The organism is Dactylosporangium sp. NPDC005555 (assembly GCF_040605635.1).
In the GTDB taxonomy this organism is placed as follows: domain Bacteria; phylum Actinomycetota; class Actinomycetes; order Mycobacteriales; family Micromonosporaceae; genus Dactylosporangium.
Genome location: NZ_JBEXDG010000014.1, coordinates 66800 through 88821, shown reverse-complemented (window position 1 = coordinate 88821; position 22022 = coordinate 66800). Strand labels below are relative to the sequence as shown.

The 22022-nt window shown below is 71.8% G+C and carries 16 protein-coding genes and 1 tRNA gene; 11 read left to right on the top strand and 6 right to left on the bottom strand.

Translation table 11 applies throughout. The features are described from left to right. Window positions 1-22 precede the first annotated feature (22 nt). From ABZS58_RS18285 to ABZS58_RS18275, 3 genes are all read left to right on the top strand, one after another. A complete protein-coding gene (locus ABZS58_RS18285) occupies window positions 23-466 on the top strand; it encodes an NUDIX hydrolase (protein ID WP_354782812.1) in 444 nt (147 codons plus the stop codon). Window positions 467-520: 54 nt separating this feature from the next. Beyond that, entirely contained in the window at window positions 521-3187 is a 2667-nt protein-coding gene (locus ABZS58_RS18280) for a transketolase C-terminal domain-containing protein (protein ID WP_354782810.1), read from the top strand. A 105-nt stretch (window positions 3188-3292) separates the two neighbouring features. After that, a complete protein-coding gene (locus tag ABZS58_RS18275; protein ID WP_033362448.1) occupies window positions 3293-3724 on the top strand; it encodes a DUF3052 domain-containing protein in 432 nt (143 codons plus the stop codon). A gap of 628 nt (window positions 3725-4352) precedes the next feature. On the opposite strand, the gene ABZS58_RS18270 is transcribed toward ABZS58_RS18275, so the two are convergent. Beyond that, window positions 4353-6971, bottom strand: a complete 2619-nt coding sequence (locus ABZS58_RS18270) for an Hsp70 family protein (RefSeq protein ID WP_354782808.1) — start codon at window positions 6969-6971, stop codon at window positions 4353-4355. A gap of 47 nt (window positions 6972-7018) precedes the next feature. On the opposite strand from ABZS58_RS18270, the gene ABZS58_RS18265 reads away from it, so the two are divergent. Continuing rightward, window positions 7019-7471, top strand: coding sequence for a peroxiredoxin (locus ABZS58_RS18265; protein WP_354782806.1), 453 nt, complete (start codon window positions 7019-7021; stop codon window positions 7469-7471). Window positions 7472-7531: 60 nt separating this feature from the next. Beyond that, window positions 7532-7603: transfer RNA gene (locus ABZS58_RS18260), tRNA-Val, on the top strand. A 29-nt stretch (window positions 7604-7632) separates the two neighbouring features. Here ABZS58_RS18260 and ABZS58_RS18255 read toward each other — a convergent pair. Continuing rightward, window positions 7633-8043 carry a hypothetical protein gene (locus tag ABZS58_RS18255; protein ID WP_354782804.1) on the bottom strand — a complete coding sequence of 137 codons (411 nt, stop codon included), beginning with the start codon at window positions 8041-8043 and terminating at the stop codon, window positions 7633-7635. 68 nt (window positions 8044-8111) lie between these two features. Next, window positions 8112-9473 carry a GH1 family beta-glucosidase gene (locus ABZS58_RS18250; RefSeq protein ID WP_354782802.1) on the bottom strand — a complete coding sequence of 454 codons (1362 nt, stop codon included), beginning with the start codon at window positions 9471-9473 and terminating at the stop codon, window positions 8112-8114. A gap of 53 nt (window positions 9474-9526) precedes the next feature. Between ABZS58_RS18250 and ABZS58_RS18245 the strand changes: the two genes are divergently transcribed. Beyond that, window positions 9527-10300 (top strand): aldo/keto reductase, encoded by a 774-nt coding sequence (locus ABZS58_RS18245; protein WP_354782800.1) that lies wholly within the window; start codon window positions 9527-9529, stop codon window positions 10298-10300. A 22-nt stretch (window positions 10301-10322) separates the two neighbouring features. Here the strand turns inward: ABZS58_RS18245 and ABZS58_RS18240 are convergent, their stop codons facing one another. Further along, window positions 10323-10778, bottom strand: a complete 456-nt coding sequence (locus tag ABZS58_RS18240) for a hypothetical protein (protein WP_354782798.1) — start codon at window positions 10776-10778, stop codon at window positions 10323-10325. Between the two features lie 84 nt (window positions 10779-10862). Between ABZS58_RS18240 and ABZS58_RS18235 the strand changes: the two genes are divergently transcribed. Beyond that, window positions 10863-12431, top strand: a complete 1569-nt coding sequence (locus ABZS58_RS18235) for a methyl-accepting chemotaxis protein (protein WP_354782796.1) — start codon at window positions 10863-10865, stop codon at window positions 12429-12431. A gap of 21 nt (window positions 12432-12452) precedes the next feature. Then, window positions 12453-14036, top strand: a complete 1584-nt coding sequence (locus tag ABZS58_RS18230; protein ID WP_354782794.1) for a methyl-accepting chemotaxis protein — start codon at window positions 12453-12455, stop codon at window positions 14034-14036. A gap of 43 nt (window positions 14037-14079) precedes the next feature. Here ABZS58_RS18230 and ABZS58_RS18225 read toward each other — a convergent pair whose 3' ends face one another. Next, entirely contained in the window at window positions 14080-17256 is a 3177-nt protein-coding gene (locus ABZS58_RS18225; RefSeq protein WP_354782792.1) for an efflux RND transporter permease subunit, read from the bottom strand. Between the two features lie 98 nt (window positions 17257-17354). Here ABZS58_RS18225 and ABZS58_RS18220 point away from each other — a divergent pair, with 98 nt between their 5' ends. The 3 genes from ABZS58_RS18220 to ABZS58_RS18210 all read left to right on the top strand — a co-directional run bounded on the left by ABZS58_RS18220 (window position 17355) and on the right by ABZS58_RS18210 (window position 20617). Continuing rightward, on the top strand, window positions 17355-17846 hold the full coding sequence (locus ABZS58_RS18220) for a MarR family transcriptional regulator (protein ID WP_354782790.1): 492 nt from the start codon (window positions 17355-17357) through the stop codon (window positions 17844-17846). 9 nt (window positions 17847-17855) lie between these two features. Continuing rightward, window positions 17856-19280 carry a glutamate--tRNA ligase gene (gltX, locus tag ABZS58_RS18215; protein ID WP_354782788.1) on the top strand — a complete coding sequence of 475 codons (1425 nt, stop codon included), beginning with the start codon at window positions 17856-17858 and terminating at the stop codon, window positions 19278-19280. Between the two features lie 68 nt (window positions 19281-19348). Continuing rightward, window positions 19349-20617 (top strand): cellulase family glycosylhydrolase, encoded by a 1269-nt coding sequence (locus ABZS58_RS18210; RefSeq protein WP_354782786.1) that lies wholly within the window; start codon window positions 19349-19351, stop codon window positions 20615-20617. A gap of 61 nt (window positions 20618-20678) precedes the next feature. On the opposite strand, the gene ABZS58_RS18205 is transcribed toward ABZS58_RS18210, so the two are convergent. Then, window positions 20679-22010, bottom strand: a complete 1332-nt coding sequence (locus tag ABZS58_RS18205) for a TIGR04013 family B12-binding domain/radical SAM domain-containing protein (RefSeq protein WP_354782784.1) — start codon at window positions 22008-22010, stop codon at window positions 20679-20681. Between the last annotated feature and the right edge of the window lie 12 nt (window positions 22011-22022).

Genomic DNA, 22022 nt, shown 5'->3' with positions numbered 1-22022 from the left:
CGCAGGCGGGAGGATCCCAGACGTGATCGAGCGTCGCGTCGCCGTCGTGTTCCTCGTCGACCCGCAGGGGCGGGTCCTCATGCAGCACCGCGACTCCCACGCGAAGGTCTCCCCCGACCAGTGGGCGATGCCCGGCGGCAAGATCGAGGACGGCGAGACGCCGGAGGAGGCCGCCCGCCGCGAGGTGCTGGAGGAGACCGGACTCGTCGTGACCGACCTCGAACACTACGTCACCGGCACCCGACCCTCCGTGACGACGGCCGACGGTCTCGTCGAGATGCACGTGTACTGCGCGGCGACCGACGCCACCCAGGACGACATCGTCCTCGGCGAGGGCCAGGCGATGGTGTTCCTCACACCTGAGGAGGCACTCGCACGGGACCTCGGCGTGACCGCGGCACTTCTGGTGCCGGACTTCCTGGAGTCTTCGCAGTACAGGACCCTGGCCGGGCGCACCGGGCGCTGAGCGCGGCGGCGCACCCCGGCGCATCGGACTGGCAGACGAAGACCAATTTCGGCCATGCTGTCGAGCGTGACCACCCCTCAGGACCTCGACGAGCGGTTCCGCGCGGAGCTCGCCGGACTCGTCGCCGCCACGGTCATCCGGGACCTCGACGAGCCGGTGCGGGACGACACCGCGCTCACCGGGGTGCAGGCCCGCGCGTTGTACGACGCCCAGTGCACCAGCCGCCACCTCGACCTCGCGGCCCGCTGGCTGCGCGGCTTCGACGCCGGCTACTACACGATCGGCTCCGCCGGCCACGAGGGGAACGCGGCGGTCGCCGCGGCGCTCCGCCCGACCGACCCCGCCCTGCTGCACTACCGCTCCGGCGGCTTCTACTGCATGCGCGCCGCCCAGGTCCCCGGCAGCGACCCGATCCGCGACGTGCTCCGCGGGGTCGTCGCGTCGGCGAAGGAGCCGATCGCCGGCGGGCGGCACAAGGTCTTCGGCCACCCCGACCTGCACGTCGTGCCCACCACCTCGACGATCGCGTCGCACCTGCCCCGCTCGGTCGGCGTCGCGTACGCGCTGGGCCGGGCCCGCCGTCGTACACCCGCCGCCGGAGCCGGCACGGGCACCGTTCTGAGCCCGGCCACCGGCAACGGCCACGGCTGGCCCGGTGACGCCCTCGTCGTGTGCTCCTTCGGCGACGCGTCGATCAACCACGCCGCCGCGACCGCGGCCTTCAACACCGCCGGCTGGTGCGACCACATCGGGCTGCGGCTGCCGCTGCTGTTCGTCTGCGAGGACAACTCCCTCGGCATCAGCGTCCGCTCCCCCGAGGGCTGGGTCGCCGCCGCGCTCGGCAGCCGCCCCGGGGTGCGCTACTACGCCGCCGACGGCTGTGACACCGCCGCCACCTACGACCGGGCCGCGGAGGCCGCCGCATGGGTGCGGCGCTTCCGCCGGCCCGCGGTCCTGCACCTCACCACCGTCCGGCTGATGGGCCACGCGGGCGCGGACGCGGAGATGGCGTACCGCTCCCCCGTCGAGATCGCCGCCGACCTCGCCCGCGACCCCCTGGTCCGCACCGCCCGGCTCCTCGTCGAGGCCGGGGTCGCCACCCCCGCGGAGCTGATGGCCCGCTACGACGAGCTCGGCTGGGACGTGCGGCAGGTCGCGGAGGAGGTCCTCGGCGAGCCGAAGCTGGCCAGCGCCTCCGAGGTGACCGCGCCCCTCGCCCCGCGCCGGCCGGTCCGGGTGTCCCGGGCCGTCGCCGACGCCGCCGCCGACCTGGTCGACGAGACCGTGGACCCGGACGCGGGCAGCGACATCGACGACGACCTGGAGCTCTCCTCGCAGGAGGCACCGCTCGCCGACGACGCGCCGCACCACGCCGTCACGTCGCACCGCGCCCCGGACCCCGACGCCCTGGCCGACGCCTCGTCCGACGACCTGGCCGACGACCTGGCCGACGCCTCGTCCGATGACCTGACCGACGACCTGGCCGGCGAGACCGTGGACCCGGACGCGGACTGGCCGGATCCGGAGACCGCCTCCGACGCCAGGCACGCGGAACCCGCCGGCGACGCTTCCCCCGTACACGCGGAACCCGGAGATCAGCAGGCCGCCGAGCCCGGCGGGGACCACCGCGGCAACGTGCATCCGCCGACGCGGGCGGCCGCGTTCAACGGGCGGCTGCCCGAGCGGGCCGGGCCGCTCACCCTCGCCCAGACCATCAACGCCGCCCTGACCGACGCCATGCTCGCGTACCCGCAGATGGTGGTCTTCGGCGAGGACGTCGCGGCCAAGGGCGGCGTCTACGGCGTCACCAAGGGGCTGCGGGACCGCTTCGGCAGCGCCCGCGTCTTCGACACGCTCCTGGACGAGACCTCGATCCTCGGGCTCGGCCTCGGCGCCGGCCTCGCCGGGATGCTGCCCGTGCCGGAGATCCAGTACCTGGCGTACCTGCACAACGCCGAGGACCAGCTGCGCGGCGAGGCAGCCACCATGCAGTTCTTCTCGCAGGGCGCGTATCACAACCCGATGGTCGTGCGGGTCGCGGGCCTGGCGTACCAGCAGGGCTTCGGCGGGCACTTCCACAACGACAACGCCCTCGCCGTGCTCCGCGACATCCCGGGGCTCGTCGTCGCCGCGCCCGCCCGGGCCGAGGACGCCGCTCCCATGCTGCGCACCTGCCTGGCCAGCGCGGTCGTCGACGGCAGCGTCTGCGTGTTCCTCGAGCCGATCGCGCTGTACCACACCCGCGACCTGCACGGTGACAGCGACAACTGGTGGCTGTCGGAGTACGCGCCACCCAGCGAGTGGTCGGCGATCCACGTGCCGATCGGCCGCGCACGGGCGTACCACAGCGGCCCCAACGACGACCTCACCATCATCACCTTCGGCAACGGCGTGCGGATGTCGCTGCGGGCCGCGGCGCGCCTCGCCGAGGAGGGCGTCAGCTGCCGCGTCGTCGACCTGCGCTGGCTGTCGCCCCTGCCCGTCGGCGACATCATCAAGCACGCCTCCGACACCGGCCGCGTCCTCGTCGTCGACGAGACCCGCCGCTCCGGCGGCGTCGGCGAGGGCATCATCGCCGCCCTGGTGGACGCCGGCTACGTCGGCGTGGCCCGCCGGGTGGCCGCGGTCGACTCGTTCGTGCCGCTCGGACCCGCCGCCAACCACGTTCTGGTCTCCGAGGAACAGATCGTCCAGGGAGCGAAATCGCTGTTGGCCCGGTAGTTTGGACCTTTATCTTTTGAATCGCATCGGTGCGCCACTTGCGTTGACGGCCCGTACTGTGTGGACTACGCGCTAACAGTGGTGTGCGACAGGAGGCAGTGGACAGTGAACGCGACCGCGGGTCAGGCCGAGGTGAAGAGCCTGGCGGACCGGTTCGGCGTCGAACCGGGCATGGTCGTTATGGAGATGGGGTACGACGACGACGTCGACCAGGATCTCCGCGACGTCCTGATCGACCGGTGCGGTGACCTGGTCGACGAGGAGACCGACGAGGTCGTTGACGTGGTGCTGCTGTGGTGGCGCGACGACGACGGCGACCTGGTCGAGACGCTCATCGACGCGCTTGGCCCGCTCGCGGACAACGGCGTGGTGTGGCTTTTGACCCCCAAGGCCGGCCGTCCCGGACACGTCGAGCCGAGCGATATCAACGAGTCGGCTCCCACCGCCGGGTTGCAGCAGACCTCGACGGTCAACGCCGGCAAGGACTGGACCGCGGCGCGCCTGGTCGCACCGCGCGCCGCGAGGTCCCGCCGCTAGCTCGTCGGTGCGCTCGCCGGCGCCTTCCCCCACACGAGGAGGCTGAAGGCGAGCCCTGACACCCGCCGGCCCTCCGCCGCTCCCGGCGAGGTCCCCGGGTCGATGCGTGCTGCGCCCGATCCACCGACCGGCGTTTCCCACAGCGTGGTTGACCGAGAACCTTCGGCCAACCACGCTGCGCCGTGTCCACCCGCCGCGGCCACAACGTGGTGGATTGCTGTTCCCATGACCCCAGCGATCCACCGGGTTGTAGAACTTTGCCTCCCACGGATGCGCTGCGCACGGCGTCGCCGGGGTTGAGCAGAGCGGACCCGGCCCGCCAAGCTGCCTGAACACCCCCGCCCCACCGCAGCGGGGAAGGGTCGCCGTCCCATCGGGGGCGGCCTCGCGGAGCGGGCAGGGCCAGGGTTGAGGAGCGGGCCGGGCCAGACCGAAACCACCCGCGGCGCCCAGAGCTACGCGGCGAGGCTCCGCCCCGGCCACACCTCCCGCACGACGTCGACCCGTCCATGCCAGGCCCACAGGGGCGCTGGCAGCGTGAGGAGCGGGTCGGGCCGGCCGCCCGAGCCACCCCGGTCAGGGCGCATCACGACGCGGCCGGAGGGGCGGCTCGTGGGGACGGGGTGGGTCAGGTCGAGGACTTGGTCGAGGTCGGCTTCGGCGTCCAGGTCGGCGACGGGGAGTTGGACCAGGACTTCGACGGGGTGGGGTTGGTGGTGGGGTTGCCGCCGCCGGAGTTGGACTGGGGCTGGTAGACGCGGACGTCGGAGAAGGTGACGTCGGCGGCGTCGCCCGGGGTGAAGGCGCCCAGGTTGACCTTGCCGCGTTTGATCAGGTCGTTGACCTTGGTGCCGAGCTTGACGCCGTTGGCGTAGACGGTGATCTCGGTGCCGACAACGACCAGGGCGACGTACGGGTCGCCGGGGGTCTTCACGGGCCACGAGGCGAGTTCGTTGTTCTGGCTCGGGGCGGAGTCGCCCAGCGCGTACAGGCGGATGACGCCATCGCACACGCCCACGGTGTAGGCCTTGTCCCCGGTCCTGACCCACATGCCGCCGCAGCCGCTCTGCCGGTGGACCTTGGCCTCGATGCCGACGTCGGTCATGTTGGCGTTGAGCGGGTCCCTCAGGGTGCAGCCGGTCAGGCCGCGGCTGACCGTGACGACGTGCAGGTCGTCGCTGCTGGCGTTGCACCTGCCGCCCTCGGACTCGTCCTGTGAATACCACAGCTCGTCCGGCCCACGGTCCGCGAACTGCTTCCAGTTGCCGGGCACCCAGGACGGCCGGCTCTCGCGCGAATACGCCGGGAGGTCCTGCACGTCGGCGGTCGCCGACGGGGCCGGGCCGGAGCTCGGGGCGCTGGAGCCGGGCGGCTGCGCGACGTTGTTGTCGTCCTTGTTGTTGCCGACCTCCTTGAGCACCACGTAGCCGGCGAGCGCCAGCGCGAGGACCAGGATGCCGACGAGCAGCGGGATCGCCACGTTGCGCCGGCGGGACGGCGGGGGCGTGTCCTCCCGCGGCATCGGCGCGTAGTTCATCGGCGACGCCGACGGGGACATGTAGGTCTGCTGGACCGCCTGCGGCGGCCGGGTGAACTGCGGCGGCTGCGGCGGCTGGACCGGCGCGTGCCCCTGCTGATAGGCCTGCTGCACCGGCGGCGGGGTCATCGGGCGGAGCCGCTGCGTGGCCTCCGCGTCACCGGACCCGGGGCTCACCGGCGCCGCGCCGGCCGGGAAGCCGCCCTGCTGGTAGCCCCGATACGCACCGGGCGCGCCGCTCACGGGAGGCGCGCTCATCGGCGCGTTCGCCGCGGGCGGGGCGCTCATCGGCTGGACGCCGCCCTGATACGCACCGGGCGGGCCGCTCACCGGCGGCGCGCTCATCGGCATGCCACTGACCGGGGCGATACCGTTGGGCGGCGTGCCGGGCCCCTGCTGGAACCCCGCGGGATACCCACCCTGCTGCGCTGCCGGAGCTGCCTGCTGCGCCGCCGCGGCCTGAGCGGCCGCCGGACCCGCCTGAGCTCCACCCGCCTTGCCGAACACGTCGCCCGCGGCAGCGGCCCCCGCCGCAGCACCGGCCGCGGCAGCGCCCTGTCCACCAGCACCTGCCGGAGCACCCGTCGGAGCGCCGGCCGGAGCCCCGGAGGCTCCAGCAGCGCCCGCGGCGGGCTGCGCGCCCACGTTGACCCAGGCGCGGAGGCTGCCCTCGGCGACCACCATCTCGGGCTGCTCGATGATCGTCGGCGCGACCCCGAGCTCCTTCTGCAGCAACGTCGCCACGAGGGGGATCCGGCTCGACCCGCCGACCAGGAACAGCCCGGCGAGCTTGCTGTTGTCCAGGCCCGCCCAGCGGACCACGGCGGCGGTGGTGCGGACCGTCTGCTCCAGCAGCGGCCGGGCCAGGTCCTCGAACGCCTCACGCGTGATGTCGACGTCGGCCGCCGCGATCGGCACGTGCAGCCCCGTCGTCGGGGTGCGCGACAGCATCTCCTTCGCCACGCGGGCGTCGTCCCACAGCAGGCGGCGGTGCCGCCGGTCCTCGGTGGTCTGCGGGCTCTCCAGCCGCGCCCACACCGGCGGGTCCTCCAGCTTGCGCTTCGCGTGGTCCACGATCAGCGCGTCGAGGTCGATGCCGCCCAGGTCGTCGATGCCGTCGACGGCCCGGACGTCGAAGCCCTCCCCCGCCCGGGTGACGACGCTGGCGTCGAAGGTGCCGCCGCCGAAGTCATACACGAGCAGGCCCTGCTCGGCGGTGAGGGGCCGCTGCAGGACGCCCGCGAAATAGTGCGCGGCGGCGACCGGCTCGGGCATGAGCGCCGGCTGCGGCAGCCCCGCGATCGTCGCGCCCTCCACGAGCGCGAGCCGCCGCGACACGCCCCACGCCGCAGGGTGCGTCAGCGTCACCGCGCCGACCTGCCCGCCCGCGACCCGCCGGGCCTCGGACGCGACGTGCGACAGCACCGCCCCGATCAGGGCCGGGACCGTGAACTCGCGGTCGCCGAGCAGCACCGTGCCGTCGTCGATGCGCCGCTTCGGGCTAGCCTCGAACCGCGCCGGGTCGACCCGCGCGGCGTGCACCGCGTCGCGGCCCACCAGGACCTGCCCGTCCGGCTGGGCATAGACGCAGGACGGCAGCAACGGCGAACCGTCGAACAGCAAGGGGCGGACCCGCCCATCCGGCCACGCGAGCAGCGCAACGGTATGGGAGGTCCCGAAGTCGATGCCCAGACGCGGACCGGCAGTCATGCGGGCGAGTGTAGGCCCCCGGTACGACAAGTGGCATGCTCGTGTCCATGACTGTCGACGTCGGCCGCGAGGCGCCGGACTTCGCGCTCAAGGACCAGAACAACCAGGAGGTCCGGCTGTCGGATTTCCGCGGGCGCAAAGCGGTTCTGCTGGTCTTCTACCCTCTGGCCTTCACCGGCACCTGCCAGGGGGAACTGTCGACGGCTGGCGATTTCCAGTCCGACACGGTGCAGCTGCTCACCGTCAGCGTCGACTCGCCGTACAGCCACAAGGTCTGGGCGGACAGAGAAGGCTATGACTTCCCTCTCCTGTCGGACTTCTGGCCGCACGGCGCGGTCGCCCAGGCGTACGGCGTCTTCAACGACAAGGCCGGATTCGCCAACCGGGGCACGTTTCTCGTCGACACCGCCGGTGTCGTGCGGTTCGCCGAGCAGGTCGGCCCGGGTCAGTCCCGGGACCAGGACAGGTGGCGCACAGCGATCGCATCGTTGCGGATCTGATACACAGCTGATACCGACTGGGTCGGATGGGGCGCGGCAGGTAGCATCAGCAGCACTCCGGGGCGCGTAGCTCAGTGGAAGAGCACCCGCCTTACAAGCGGGGGGTCGTTGGTTCGAACCCAACCGTGCCCACACTTACCCGGATGCGGTGGACGGTGTCCTCAGGGCTTGTGCGGGCACTGGTGCAGCGGCCGCCGCGGGATGCGCGCGGGGCGGCGGATCGACACGAGACGGTTCGGCCGGAGCACCGGCTGCTTCGCCGACAGCGGCGCGGTCTGCGACGTCGTCGTGCGGGACACCGCGGCGAGGTGCGACGACAGCGCGGCGTGCAGCAGCGTCGGCGACTGGTGCGCCGAGGTCGACGCGCGGCGGTTGCCGCCGGTGTACGACGACCCGCCGCCCGACGGTGACGGCGCAGCGCTGCGCTGCGCCGGGATGCGCCGGGTCGTGTCCGGGGGCGCCGCGGCGGGGACCGGCTCGTCCTTCTCCGGCCTGGTGACCACGAACGCGACGATCGCCGCCACGACGACCGGGACCAGGTAGAGCAGGGCTCCGGCGTATTGCTCGGTCACGACGACGTCTCCCAACGCTGCGCACAACTGACCTGCGCAACGCTACGGATTGCCCCGCATCGAATGTGTCATCCGGTCGGTCCGCCCTGCAAGTCCGGGCGGGGTGCAGCTGAGGTGCAAAGCCGCTGGTACCACTCGAACGAGGACCGCCTGGTCCGCTCCTGGGTGTCGAAGTCGACGTGCACGAGACCGAACCGCTGGTCGTAGCCTTCGGCCCACTCGAAGTTGTCCAGCAGCGACCACGCGCAGTAGCCGCGCACGTCGACGCCGGCCGCGACCGCCTCGCCCACGGCGGCGAGGTGCCCGGCGTGGTAGTCGACGCGGAACTGGTCGTCGACCGGTGCGTACGAGCAGCCGCTCTCCGTGATCCAGATCGGCGGCAGCTGCGACCCGTACGTGTCGCGCAGGGTCACCAGCAGGTCCCGCAGCGCGGACGGCACGACGGGCCAGCCGAAGTCGGTCGTCGGGTAGCCGGGGATGCTCTCGGCGCGGCTGAACGGCAGGTCCTCGCCGGCCTGCGGGGCGCTGATCAGGCTCGGGTTGTAGTAGTTGACGCCGAGGGCGTCGATCGGCTGGGAGATGACCTCCAGGTCGCCGTCCATGACGATCGAGTCCACGTCGGCGCCGGTGAGGGCCTCGACGATCGGCGGGTACGCGCCGAGCAGGATCGGGTCGGTGAAGAGCCGGTTCTGCACCAGGTCGTAGAACATGGCGGCGGTCCGGTCGTCCTCGGCGTCGCTCTTCGGCCACACCGGCGAGTAGTTGTTGGCCAGGGTGATCGGCGCGGACGAGACCCGGCGCAGCGCCGACACGGCGAGACCGTGGCCGAGCAGCTGGTGGTGGATGACCGGCAGCAGTTCCATGCCGAGCCGCTGGCCGGGGGCGTGGACGCCGAGGACGTGACCGAGCGACAGGTGGATGTACGGCTCGTTGAGCGTCACCCACAGCTTCACCCGGTCGCCGAGGGCCTCACCGACGAGTTCCGCGTACTCCCCGAAGCGCATCGCGGTGTCGCGGTTGCTCCACCCGCCGAGGTCCTGCAGCGCCTGCGGCAGGTCCCAGTGGAACAGGGTGACGAGCGGGTCGATGCCGCGGGCGAGCATGCCGTCGACGAGCCGGTCGTAGAACGCGATCCCGGCGGCGTTGGCGGGTCCCTCGCCGGTCGGCTGGATGCGGGACCAGGCGATCGAGAACCGGTACGCGGTCGCGCCGAGCTCCTGGATCAGGTCGAGGTCGGACTCCCAGCGGTGGTAGTGGTCGCAGGCCACGTCCCCGGTGGCGCCGCCCCTGGTCGTGCCGGGGGTGCGGCTGAACGTGTCCCAGATGGACGGTCCACGGCCGTCCTCGTCCGCGGCGCCCTCGATCTGGTAGGCGGCGGTCGAGACACCGAACTGGAATCCCGCGGGCAACCCTGCTGGAAAGTCGGACATGACCGCACGCTACCGCTTCGGATCAATGCCGGGAACGGGGCAGTATTGGGCGCATGGCACATGAGATCCCGACCGCCGAGCTCGCCCCGGGCGTGCAACTGCCCACGATCGGCTTCGGCACCTGGCAGATCACCGGGAAGTCGGCGTACGAGTCGGCCCGCACCGCGCTGGACGTCGGCTACCGGCACATCGACACCGCGACCATGTACGGCAACGAGGAGGAGCTCGGCAGGGCGCTGCGCGACAGCGGCGTGGACCGTTCGGACGTCTTCATCACCACGAAGCTCCCGCCGTCGCAGGCGGGCCGGGAGCGGCAGACGATCGAGGCCAGCCTGAAGGCGCTCGGCGTCGACCACGTGGACCTGTGGCTCATCCACTGGCCGCCGTCGCGCGGCGCGTCCGTGCCGGTCTGGACGCAGTTCCAGGCGGCCCGCGACGCCGGCCTGACCCGCTCGATCGGGGTCAGCAACTACGACGCGGCCCTCATCGACGAACTGACGAAGGAGACCGGCGAGACCCCGGTCGTCAACCAGGTCTCGTGGAGCCCCGGCGAGCACGACGAGCGGTTCCTCGCCGACATGCGCGACCGGCGGGTGGTCGTCGAGGGGTACAGCGCGCTGAAGAACACGCCCCTGGACGACCCGCGGCTGGTCGCGGTCGCCGAGGCGCACGGCGTGACGGTGCCGCAGGTCGTGCTGCGCTGGCAGCTGCACCACGACATCGTCATCATCCCGAAGTCGACCCACCGGGACCGCATGGAGCAGAACCTGTCGGTCCTCGGCTTCTCCCTCACCGCGGAAGAACTGGCGACCGTCACGTCCTTGTGACGACCCGGCCAGGCCGGCCCGTTCAGCTTCTGGTCACGGCGCGGTCGACGCGTGCCCGCCAGCCCCCTTCGCGGGGCCGGCGGCGCAGCCTCGCCAGGGCTTCGACCGCGCCCGTCACCAGCTCGCCGTAGTCCGGGTCCGGCCCCTTCTGGATGAGGAACGCCAGGCCGGCGGAGTTGCTGGCGGCCCACCCGGTGCGCCGCCCGACCCGGTGCGCGGCGTCCGCGCCGTACGCCGTGACGAGCTGGATGTCGAAGGGGTGGCGCACCTCGCCGCCGTCCCTGGTCACCACGATCCGCGCCTGCGCCAGGGTGTCGTCCCGGTTGAACAGCGCCCGCCACCAGCGCAGCCTGGGCGCCTCCACGACGACCTCGACGCCCTGGCCGTGCTCGCCGGCGTCGCGGGCGTCGGCGACGGCGCGCACCAGGTCGACGACCCTCGCCGGATCGGACCGGCGGAAGCGCACCCAACTGTCCACGGCGTCATCTTCGCGCACGCTTTTCCTCAGGTGTCCACTCCGTCGGTCGTTCAGCCGGGGAGAACATCCGAAAGGACGTCGCTGATGCGTCGCTGGCTCGGCTCCCGCCGCCTGTACACCAAGATCCTGTTCGTCGCGGCGGTCGCCATCGCCGGAACAGCCGCCACCGGGGTCCTCGCGCTCGCCGGGATCGCCGACATGAGCGACACGCGCAACCACGAGGTCGGCACGTCGGTGCCGTACATCACCGCGCTCAACAGCGCCGCGCTGACCGCGAAGGCCGCCGCCAACGACGAGCGCGGCTACCTGCTCGGCGGCGAGACCACGTTCCGCGACGAGGCCCTCGGCCGCAAGGAGGGCGTCGACGCCGCGCTGCGATCCGCCGCCGCGATCGGCGACGCCGGGGAACGACAGGCGATCGCCGCGATCCAGGCGGCCACCGACGCCTGGTTCGCCGCGCTGCGATCGGAGTTCACGCTGTTCGGCACCGACCGCGCCGCGGCCGTCACCGCCGCGTCCGGTCCCAACCGCGACCTGCGCAAGGTGTACGAGGACCTCATCGACAAGGAGATCACCCGGGCGGACGCGGCGCTGATCGCCGGCAAGGACTTCGGCGACACGGTGTCGTCGGTCCGCTTCACGGTCGTCGCCCTGCTCGTCGTCGCCCTCGCCCTGGCCGTCGGGCTCGCCCTGTACATCGCCCGGCTCATCGTGCAGCCGCTCGGCAGGGTCTCCCGCGTCCTGCGCGCCGTCGCCGACGGCGACCTGACCCAGGACCCGGACGTCGACCAGCGCGACGAGGTCGGGCAGATGGCGGACGACCTGCGGACCGCCACCGGCAACCTGCGCCGGACGGTGGCCACCCTCGCGGAGCACTCGACGGTGCTCGCCAGCGCCTCCGAGGAGCTCGCGACCACCAGCCGGCAGAGCTCCGAGGGCGCCACGACCGGCGCCCGCCAGGCCGCCGCCGTCGCGGGGCTCGCCTCCGACATGTCCGGCGCCATCTCCACCGTCGCCGCCGGCGCCACCGAGATGGGCGCCTCGATCCGCGAGATCGCCCAGAGCGCCACGCAGGCCGTCACCGTCGCCGGTCGCGCCGTCGACGTCGCCGGCACCACCACGACGGTCATGAGCAAGCTCGGCGAGTCCTCCGCCGAGATCGGCAACGTCATCAAGGTGATCACGTCGATCGCCGAGCAGACGAACCTCCTGGCGCTCAACGCCACCATCGAGGCCGCCCGCGCGGGCGACGCCGGCAAGGGCTTCGCGGTCGTCGCCTCCGAGGTCAAGGACCTCGCCCAGGAGACCGCCCGGGCCACCGACGACATCAGCCGCCGGGTCGCCGCCATCCAGTCCGACACCACCGGCGCCGTCGCCGCGATCGAGGAGATCAGCGGGATCATCGCGCAGATCAACGAGTACCAGACGACGATCGCCTCCGCCGTCGAGGAGCAGTCGGCGACCACGGAGGAGATGAGCCGCAGCGTCGAGCAGGCCGCGGCGACCGGGAACCAGGTCGCCGCCACCATCGGCGAGGTCTCCACCTCCGTGCAGCTGACGACGGCCGGCCTCACCGAGGCCGACCGCGCCGCGGGCAGCCTCGCCGAGCTCTCCGGCAGCCTCCGCGCCATCGTCCAGACGTTCCGCTACTGACCCCCGCTGGAGGGCACCCGGATGAGTACAACCGCAGCATCGCCGCGTGGCGGGGTCGGTGCCAAGATCTTCGGTGCGGTGCTGATCGTCATCGTAACGTCCGCGGTCGTGGCCGGCCTGAGCTTCGCCGGGCTCAAGCGCCTCGCGGACGGCGGGCAGGCGGTGTACGTCGACGGCGTCCGGCCCACCCAGACGCTCGCCCAGCTGCGCGCGGACGTCCTCGCCGGCCTGAACACGACGGTGAAGTACTTCATCTCCAGCGCCGAGTGGCGGGCGAAGCACCTGGAGCAGATGAAGGCGCTCGACGCCCGCATCGCCGCGTCGATGCAGCGGTACGCCGGGGAGACCGCCGACCCGGCCAGCTTCGAGAGCCTCCGCAAGGACTGGGCGTCGTACCAGCGGATCCGCGACGGCGAGGTCCTGCCCGCCGCCGACAAGAACGACCTGGACGGCTTCTGGGCCGGCTACAACAGGTCCGAGCTGCTCACCGACGACATGAACAAGCGCTTCGAGGCCCTCGTGGCCGGCCAGGCCGCCTCCGCCGCGGCGGAGGCGGCCGCGGTGAAGGACAAGCGGACCAGCACCAACTGGATGGTCCTGGGCGGCGCGGCGCTGAGCGTGCTGCTCGGCCTTGGCGTGGCCTGGCTGGTCACCCGCGCGGTGGTGGGCCCGCTGCGCCGGGTCACGAGCGTGCTGGAGGCGGTCGCCGACGGTGACCTGACCCGCCGCGCCGACGTCCGCGGCAACGACGAGGTCGGTCAGATGGCTTCCGCGCTCAACCGGGCGATCGGCAGCATGCTCACGGCGGTCACCACGATCAGCACGAGTGCCGCCGCGCTCGGCGGGTCGTCGCGGAACATGTCCGGCATCAGCGACAAGCTGGCCGGCGGCGCCGCCCAGACCGCGCAGCGCGCCGGTGCCGTCCGGCACTCGGCCCAGGAGGTGGCCGGCCACGTGCAGACCCTGGCCGCCGCCGCGGAGCAGATGGGCGCCGCGATCCGGGAGATCGCCTCGAGCGCCGGCGAGGCCGCGGGCGTGGCGGGCGAGGCGGTCGCCTCGGCGCGGGAGACCACCGGCATCGTGGGCCGGCTGGGTGAGTCGTCGTCGGAGATCGGCACCATCGTCAAGGTGATCACGTCGATCGCCGAGCAGACGAACCTCCTGGCGCTCAACGCCACCATCGAGGCCGCCCGCGCGGGCGACGCCGGCAAGGGCTTCGCGGTCGTCGCCTCCGAGGTCAAGGACCTCGCCCAGGAGACCGCCCGGGCGACCGAGGACATCGCGTCGCGCATCCAGACGATCCAGGCGGAGACGGCGGCGGCGGTGGCCGCCATCGAGGGGATCACGCGGATCACCGACCGGATCAGCGACTACCAGACGACGATCGCCTCCGCCGTCGAGGAGCAGACCGCCACGACCGGCGAGATCAGCCGCAGCGTGTCGGAGGCGGCGTCGGGCGCGGACGAGATCGCCCGCAACATCGGCGGCGTCGCCGACGCGACCGAGTCGACCAGCCACACCGTCGAGGAGTCCCGCACGACGGCCGACGCCCTGGCCCGCATGGCGGCGGACCTGAACGAGGCGGTCGGCCGCTTCCGGGTCTGAGACACGGCGCGGCCCCCCTCACGCGAGGGGGGCCGCGGTGTTCTCAGTGCGACGGTGCCGGTTCGAGCGGGTCGACGCGGTGCCGGCCCTCGCCCTCGACCTCCGGCTCCGGTGCGGGCGCCGTCTCCACGGAGGCGTGCCGCCCCTCACGCTTGAGCCGGCGGCGCTCCTTGACGCCCTCGACCATGGTGTACAGCGTGGGCACGAGCACCAGGGTCAGCAGCGTCGAGCTGATCAGACCGCCGATGACCACGATCGCGAGGGGCTGGGAGATGAACCCGCCCTCGCCGGTGAGACCGATCGCCATCGGGGCCAGGGCGCAGATCGTCGCGACGGCCGTCATCAGGATCGGGCGGAGCCGGTGCCGGCCGCCCTCGATGACCGCCTGCCGGACGGGCATGCCACCCTCCCGGTACTGGTTGATGAGGTCCATCAGCACGATCGCGTTGGTGACGACGATGCCGATGAGCATCAGGACGCCGATCATCGCCGGCAGGCCCAGCGGGGTGTTCGTCGCGAGCAGCAGCAGGATCGCGCCGGTCGCGGCGAACGGGATCGACACCAGCAGGATGAACGGCTGGGCGATGCTGCGGAACGTCGCCACCATGATGATGAAGACGATCGCGATGGCGGCGAGCATGGCCAGGCCGAGCTGGGCGAACGCCTCCTGCTGGTCCTGGGTGACGCCGCCGAGGGTGACGGTCGCACCGGCCGGCAGGGTCAGCTTGTCCAGCTTCTTCTGCAGGTCCGTGGAGACCGTGCCCAGGTCGGAGCCTTCCGCCCGGCCGGTGACCGAGGCGCTGCGGTTGCCGTCGATGCGGGTGATGGCGATCGGGCCGGCGCCCTCCTTGACGTCGGCGACCTGGTCGAGCCGCACGAACGGCGTCGTCGCGCCCTGCACCGGGATGGCGAGCGCCTTGAGGGCCTCCAGGGTCGCCGGGGGCGGGCCGGAGCGCAGGATCAGGTCGCGCTGCTGGCCGTCGACGGTGAGCTGGGCGAGGTTCTGCCCGCGGTAGGCGGCGCTGACGATGCCGCCGACGGCCGCGTCGGACAGCCCGTACTTCGCGGCGACGTCCCGCTTGACCCGCACGTCGATGCGCGGGTTGCTGGCCGCGAGGTTGCTCTCGACGTCCGCGATGCCGGGGGTGCCGGCCATCGCGTCCTGCGCGGCCTTGGCGGCCGTGGCCAGGTCGTCGTTGTTGTTGGCCTTGATCACGACCTCGAGCTGGTCGGTCGAGCCGCCGCCACCGCCGCCGGCGGTGACCTTCACGGTGCCGAACGCGGCCTGGTCGGCGACCTGCTTGCGCAGTTCCTCGATGACCTTGTCGACGTCGGCGTCCTCCTTCGCGGTGACCGAGAAGTTGGACGTGTTGCCCGACTGCGCGCCGGCGAAGCCGAACCCGGCCGAGGCGCCGATGGTGACCTGGTAGGACGCGATGTCGCCGCGGGCGCCGAGGAGGTCCTCGACCTTCTTCGCGGCGGCGTCGGTGACGGCGAGGCTGGAGCCGACCGGCAGCTCCTGGGAGATGGAGAACTCCGTCTGCCCGCTCTGGTCGATGAAGTTGGTCTTGAGCAGGCCGGCCAGGCCGATGGTCACGAAGAACACGAGGATGCTCAGGCCGACGGTGATCCAGCGGGTCGCGCGGCTGCGGGTGACCCAGCTGATGATCGGCACGTAGGTCCGCTGGAGGCGGCTGCGCTCCTCCTTGTCGAGGGCCTTGGCGAGGATCGCCTCCCGCTCCAGGGCGCCGACCTGCTTCGGCGGGCGCAGGAACCAGTACGCGAGGACCGGCACGACGGTGAGCGAGACCAGCAGCGACGCGACCAGCGCCACGGTGATGGTGATCGCGAACGGGCGGAACAGCTGCCCGGCGAACCCGCCGACGAGACCGATCGGGAGGAACACCGCGACCGTGGTCAGGGTGGAGGCGACGACGGCGCTGGTGACCTCGCGGACGCCGGTGAGGATGGCGTGGCGTTTCTCCTCGCCGTACTCCAGATGTCGTTTGATGTTCTCCAGCACGACGATGGAGTCGTCGACCACCCGCCCGACGGCGATGGTGAGCGCGCCGAGGGTGAGCAGGTTGAGCGAGTAGTCGCCGAGCCACAGCCCGATCAGGGCGACGACGACCGACAGCGGGATCGACACCGCGGTGACGAGCGTCGAGCGCAGCGACACCAGGAACACCAGGATCACCAGGACGGCGAAGAGCAGGCCGAGCGCGCCCTCCGTGCTGAGGCTCTTGATGGACTTCTCGACGAACGGCGCCTGGTCGAAGACCGGCGTGATCGCCACGTCGCCGCCGAGCTCCTTCTTGAGGTCGTCGAGCTTGTCCCGCACCTCGTGGCTGATCTTCACGGCGTTGCCGTCGGGTGACGCGGTGACCGCGATGCCGAGGCTGGCCTTGCCGTCGGTGCGGGTGATCGACGTCGTCTCGGCGGCCTTGAGCTCGACCTTCGCGACGTCGCCGAGCTTCACGGCCGGCGTGACGTTGAGGTTCTTCAGGTCGTCGAGGGTGGCGAGGGTACCGCCCACCTGCACGCTGAGCGACCGGTCACCTTCGGTGAGAGTACCGGCGGGGAAGGACACGCCGTTGGACTTGAGCGCGGCGGTCACCGTCTGCGCGTTGACCCCGGCCGGGAAGGCCTTCGCCGGGTCGAGCGTGATCTCCACGTCCTGCGACGCGGCGCCGGTGACCTCGACGGCGCGCACGCCCTCGATCCCCTGCAGCGCCGGGACGACGATGGCGTCGAGCTGCTGGGCGAACGCGACCTGGTCGCCGGATTTGCTGGCGGCGAGCACCACGGCCGGGAGGTCGTCGGTCGAGCCGGCGATGACCTGCGGGTCGACGGTCGACGGCAGCGTCGACTTGATCCGGTTGATCGACGTCTGGATCTTGTTGGTGATGTCGTCGATGGACGAGCCGAACTCGAACGACACCTGGACCGTCGCGACACCCTCACGCGTGGTGGAGGTGATGTCGGTGAGCCCGGGTACGCCCTGCAGGGCGTTCTCGATCGGCTTGGTGACCTGCTCCTCGACGATGTCCGGCGACACACCCGGATAGGGCGCCAGGACGAACGCGGCAGGGAAGTCGATCGACGGGATGAGCTGTTGTTTCAGTGACGGGATGGCAATGGCGCCGAAGCCCAGGACGACGATCGCGATGATCGCGACCAGCCCCCGGTTCGCCAAACTGAGCCGGGCGAGGAACGACATGTCTGGAGTCTTCTTCCGATCGGCTAAGACAGACGTTAGTTCGTGTGATGCTAACCGTTCGCCTCGCGCAAAGCTTTTCCAGGGGGTAAAACATTGCTGTGGAGATTCACAGGGAAGCGCTCCTGCGCCGCGTGATGGCGGCTGAGCAACGGTTGCGCGGCCTGTTCGCCTACGACCGGACCAATCGCCTGTTCTCAGTAAACCTCACGATGCAGCAGCTCAAGGTGCTATTGCTGCTGTCCCGCCACGATGGCATCCCCTCGCAGGAGCTCACCCGCCTGCTCGGCGTGACGTTGGCCACGCTGTCGGGGATCATCGACCGCCTGGTGGCACACGGCTACGTCACCCGCGTCGAGGACACCCACGACCGCCGCATCCGCCGGATCCACCTGGCACCCGCCGGCCGGGAGATCCTCACCGAGATCATGGACAGCGGCACCCGGGCGCAGCAGCGGCTGCTCGACCGGCTCGACGACGACACCCTGCTCATGCTGGAGACGGTCCTCGCGCGCATCCTCGACGCCGCCCGCGCCGACGCCCTGGAGCAGGGCGTCGTAATCCCGGATGAACTCGAAAACCACAGCCACTAGTCTGGTGGTGTGACGGTTCGCGTGCGTTTCGCCCCCTCCCCGACCGGGATGTTCCACGTCGGCGGTGCCCGTTCGGCCCTGCAGAACTGGATCTACGCCAAGCAGCAGGGCGGGGTGTTCGTGCTGCGGATCGAGGACACCGACGCCGCGCGCAACCGTCCGGAGTGGACCGAGGGCATCCTCAACGCCCTCGGGTGGATCGGCATCGCCCGCGACACCTACGAGGGTCCGTATTTCCAGTCGACCTATGCCGAGCAGCACACGGCCGCCGCGCACGAGCTCTACACCCGCGAGCTGGCGTACTACTGCGACTGCACCCGCGAGCAGATCCAGGAGCGCGCAGGCGCCCAGTTCCGCGGCTACGACGGCTTCTGCCGCGACCGGAGGCTCGGCCCCGGCGAGGGCCGCGCGCTGCGCTTCCGCACCCCCGACGAGGGCTCGACCGTGGTGGTCGACCTGGTCCGCGGCGAGCCCACATTCGACAACAAGCTCATCGAGGACTTCGTCATCGCCCGCGCCGACGGCTCCGCGGTGTTCCTGCTCGCCAACGTCGTCGACGACATGACGATGGGCATCACCCACGTCATCCGCGCCGAGGAGCACCTGCCCAACACGCCGAAGCAGCAGCTGCTGTGGGCGGCGCTGGGCCGGACCCCGCCGGTGTGGGCGCACGTGCCGGTGGTCGTCAACGAGAAGCGCCAGAAGCTGTCGAAGCGGCGCGACAAGGTGGCCCTGGAGCAGTATCGCGACGAGGGCTACCTCGCCGACGCGATGCGCAACTACCTGATGCTGCTGGGCTGGGCACCGGCAGGCGACCGCGAGATCGTGCCCTGGTCCGTGATCGAGGACGAGTTCCGTCTGGAGGAGGTCAACCCGTCGCCGGCGTTCTTCGACGAGAAGAAGCTCCGGGCGTTCAACGGGGAGTACATCCGCGCCCTGTCCCCCGAGGCGTTCGCCGACGCGTGCCGGCCGTGGCTGACCGGCACCCCGGTCGCGCCCGGCGGGACCCCGGTCACCGCTCCCCCGTGGGACCCGGCCGACTACGACCCGAAGGTCTTCGACGCCCTGGCCCCGCACGCGCAGACCCGCATCGCGCTGCTCGCCGAGATCGTGCCGAATGTCGACTTCGCGTTCCTGCCTGAGCCGGCGGTCGACGAGGCCGCGTGGGCGAAGGCGATGAAGGACGGCGCGGCCGACCTGCTCGGCGCGGCGGTCGCGGCGTTCGGGACGGCGGCGTGGGACGCGGAGTCGCTGAAGGCGACCCTGGAGGCCGTCGGCGCCGAGCGTGGGCTGAAGCTCGGCAAGGCGCAGGCGCCGATCCGGGTCGCGGTCACCGGCCGGTCCGTCGGGCTGCCGCTCTTCGAGTCGCTCGAGGTCCTCGGCCGCGACCGGACGCTCGCCCGCCTGCGCGCCGCGCTCGCCAAGCTGCAGTAGCACCCCGCCGGGCCCGGTCACCTCGTCGGGTGGTGTAACCCGGGCCCGCGCGGGTAGCGGTTCGCCTCGTGAGAAGCCTGGTCGTGCTCGCCGTGCTCGCCGGTGCCCTGCTGGCACCGGCCAAGGCCAACGCTCTCGTCGCCGCGCACACCGGGATCCATGTGCGGGACGGGCGCCTGGTCGAGGCCAACGGCAGCGACCTCGTGCTGCGTGGCGTCAACCACGACGTCATGTGGTATCCGGACCGCAACAGCGCGTTCGCCGCCATCAAGGCCGCCGGCGCCAACGCCGTCCGTATCCCGCTCGGCATCGGTCATCAGTGGCGGCGCAGCGGCACCGAGGAGGTCGCGAAGGTCGTCGGCCTCTGCAGGGCGAACCGGCTCATCTGCATCCTCGACGCCCATGACACGACCGGCTTCGGGCAGGACAAGAAGGCCGCGACGGTCGCCCAGGCCGTCCAGTTCTGGCTCGGCCTGCGCGACGTCCTCGCCGGCCAGGAGGACCACATCATCGTCAACGTCGCCAACGAGCCGTTCGGCAACGGCTCGACGATGCCGTGGACCCAGCAGACCTCCGACGCGATCCGCGCGCTGCGCGCCGCCGGCTTCAAGCACGCGCTGATGGTCGACGCGCCCGGCTGGGGCCAGGACGAGTCGTTCGTCATGCGCGACAACGCCGAGAAGGTCCGCGACGCCGACCCGCTGGGCAACACCCTGTTCGACATCCACATGTACGGCGAGTTCGGCACCGCCGCGAAGGTCAACGCCTACCTGAGCTCGTTCACGGACCGCCGCCTGCCGATCCTCATCGGCGAGTTCTCCGGCGAGCACCAGTGGGGCGACCCCGACGAGGACGCGATCATGGCGTACGCGGAGGCCCGCGAGCTCGGCTACTTCGGCTGGTCGTGGAGCGGCAACGACAAGCAGTTCAGCTACCTGGACCTGGTCCACGACTTCGACGCGGCGAAGCTCACCGCCTGGGGCCGCCGCTTCATCTCCGGCCCCAACGGCCTGACCACCGACACCCGCGAGGCCACGATCTACCGCAACGCCGTGGCCGCGCCCCCGAAGAAGGCGCCGCAGGACGTCCGGGTGCTGGACGTGACCAGCTCGACGGTCACCATCGGCTGGAAACCCCGGCGCTACGCGACCTACCAGGTCGTCGCCGTGGAGGGCGCGGTGGAGACCCGGGTCGCGACGACGAGCCGGGCGACGGTGACGCTGCCGCGGCTGCGCGGCTCGACGGACTACACGTTCGCCGTGTACTCCCGGGACCTGCTCGGCACCCGCTCGCCACGCTCGGCCATGGTCGCCGCGGTCACGACCCCGGCCCGTTGACGGCCGGGGGAACCCGGACGGCTGCCAGGATGCCGAGCCGCCGCCTTCCCTCTCGCGCTGGTCACGCCCCTTCGGACGGCCGGCTTTCCGCGACCGCGCGCTCCGTCATCGGCAGCAGCGTGCGGCTGCGGCCGGGTCTCGGGTATTCGACCGCGGCGGCGGCGAGCCTGGTGGCGTGCTCGCGTTGCTTCTGCCAGTGGCCGTACAGCGCGCCCTGCTGGGCGAGCCGGGACACCGCGCGGATCGTCTCGGGGTCGACGTCCCCGGGCGGCGCGTCCCGCCACGGCGTGCCCGGCAGCGGCATGAACACGTGCGAGTGGATGCGGGCGCCGAGGTCCGCCAGCTCCTGCGCGAGCTTCAGCGACGCCGCCGCGTCCGCCGGGTCCTCCCCCGGCATGCCGAAGATCATGTCGACGTTGATCCGGAACCCTTCGGCGATCCCGATCCGCACCGCCCGCCGCACCGACTCGACGTCGTGCCCGCGTTTCGCGGCCTCCAGGACCCGCTCCGACCCGGACTGCGCCCCCACGATGAGGTTGTCGTTGGCGCAGTACCGCTTGACGAGGCGCAACGCGTCGACGGTCATGTGCTCGGGGCGGATCTCGCTGGGGAACGACCCGAAGAACACCCGCCCGTCCGGCCCGATCCCCTCCTTGCAGCCGGCCAGCAGCTCCTCGACGGCCGCGAGGTCGGGCTCCTCCCCGTCGGTCCCGTAGGACAGCGACGTCGGGGTGATGAACCGCACGTCCCGCTTCCCCAGCTCCCGCATCCGGTCCACGTGCCACCGCACGTTCTCCACGCTGCGGTGCCGGAACCGCGCCGAGAACATGAACGGCGTCTGGCAGAACCTGCACGCGTAGATGCAGCCCCGGGTGATCTCGATCGGGTTCATCCTTTTGTACGTGAGGGGAAACGCCCGATAGGTGCCGAGCGGCTCCTTGTGCGCCTTGCCCGTGCGCGTGAGCTTCCCGTGCTCGTCGCGGTAGACGAGCCCGGTGATCCCGGCCGGGTCCCCGCCGCTGTCGACGAGATCGAGGAACGTCCGCTCCCCCTCCCCCACGGCGGCGACGTCCCAGCCCGCGTCGAGGGTCTGCACCGGCTCCGCCGTGGCGTGCACCCCACCGGCGACGTGCACCGCCCCGGGCGCCTGCCGCTTGATGGTCGCGAGTTCCTCGGCGAGCGCCGCCGCGTCGGGCGAGTAGAACGACCACAGCACGAGCTTGCGGCCCTGGCGGCTGGTGATCGCCTCGATCGTCGCCTGCGCCGACTCGGCGAACACCACCTCGTACCGGGTGTCGGTGGCGTGCTCCTCCAGCGCCGCGAGCAGCGTGTGGAAGCCGTACGTCACCGCCTTGCGGTACCGCAGGATCAGGACGAGGTCGGGGCCGCTCACCGGCCCATCCTT

What these genes read in the sequence shown, in the direction of transcription:
- ABZS58_RS18265 (WP_354782806.1), top strand. Translation starts at nt 7,019, where the DNA reads ATGACTGTCGACGTCGGCCGCGAGGCGCCGGACTTCGCGCTCAAGGAC.
- ABZS58_RS18250 (WP_354782802.1), bottom strand. Translation starts at nt 9,473, where the DNA reads ATGTCCGACTTTCCAGCAGGGTTGCCCGCGGGATTCCAGTTCGGTGTC.
- ABZS58_RS18280 (WP_354782810.1), top strand. Translation starts at nt 521, where the DNA reads ATGCTGTCGAGCGTGACCACCCCTCAGGACCTCGACGAGCGGTTCCGC.
- ABZS58_RS18230 (WP_354782794.1), top strand. Translation starts at nt 12,453, where the DNA reads ATGAGTACAACCGCAGCATCGCCGCGTGGCGGGGTCGGTGCCAAGATC.
- ABZS58_RS18225 (WP_354782792.1), bottom strand. Translation starts at nt 17,256, where the DNA reads ATGTCGTTCCTCGCCCGGCTCAGTTTGGCGAACCGGGGGCTGGTCGCG.
- ABZS58_RS18235 (WP_354782796.1), top strand. Translation starts at nt 10,863, where the DNA reads ATGCGTCGCTGGCTCGGCTCCCGCCGCCTGTACACCAAGATCCTGTTC.
- ABZS58_RS18245 (WP_354782800.1), top strand. Translation starts at nt 9,527, where the DNA reads ATGGCACATGAGATCCCGACCGCCGAGCTCGCCCCGGGCGTGCAACTG.
- ABZS58_RS18270 (WP_354782808.1), bottom strand. Translation starts at nt 6,971, where the DNA reads ATGACTGCCGGTCCGCGTCTGGGCATCGACTTCGGGACCTCCCATACC.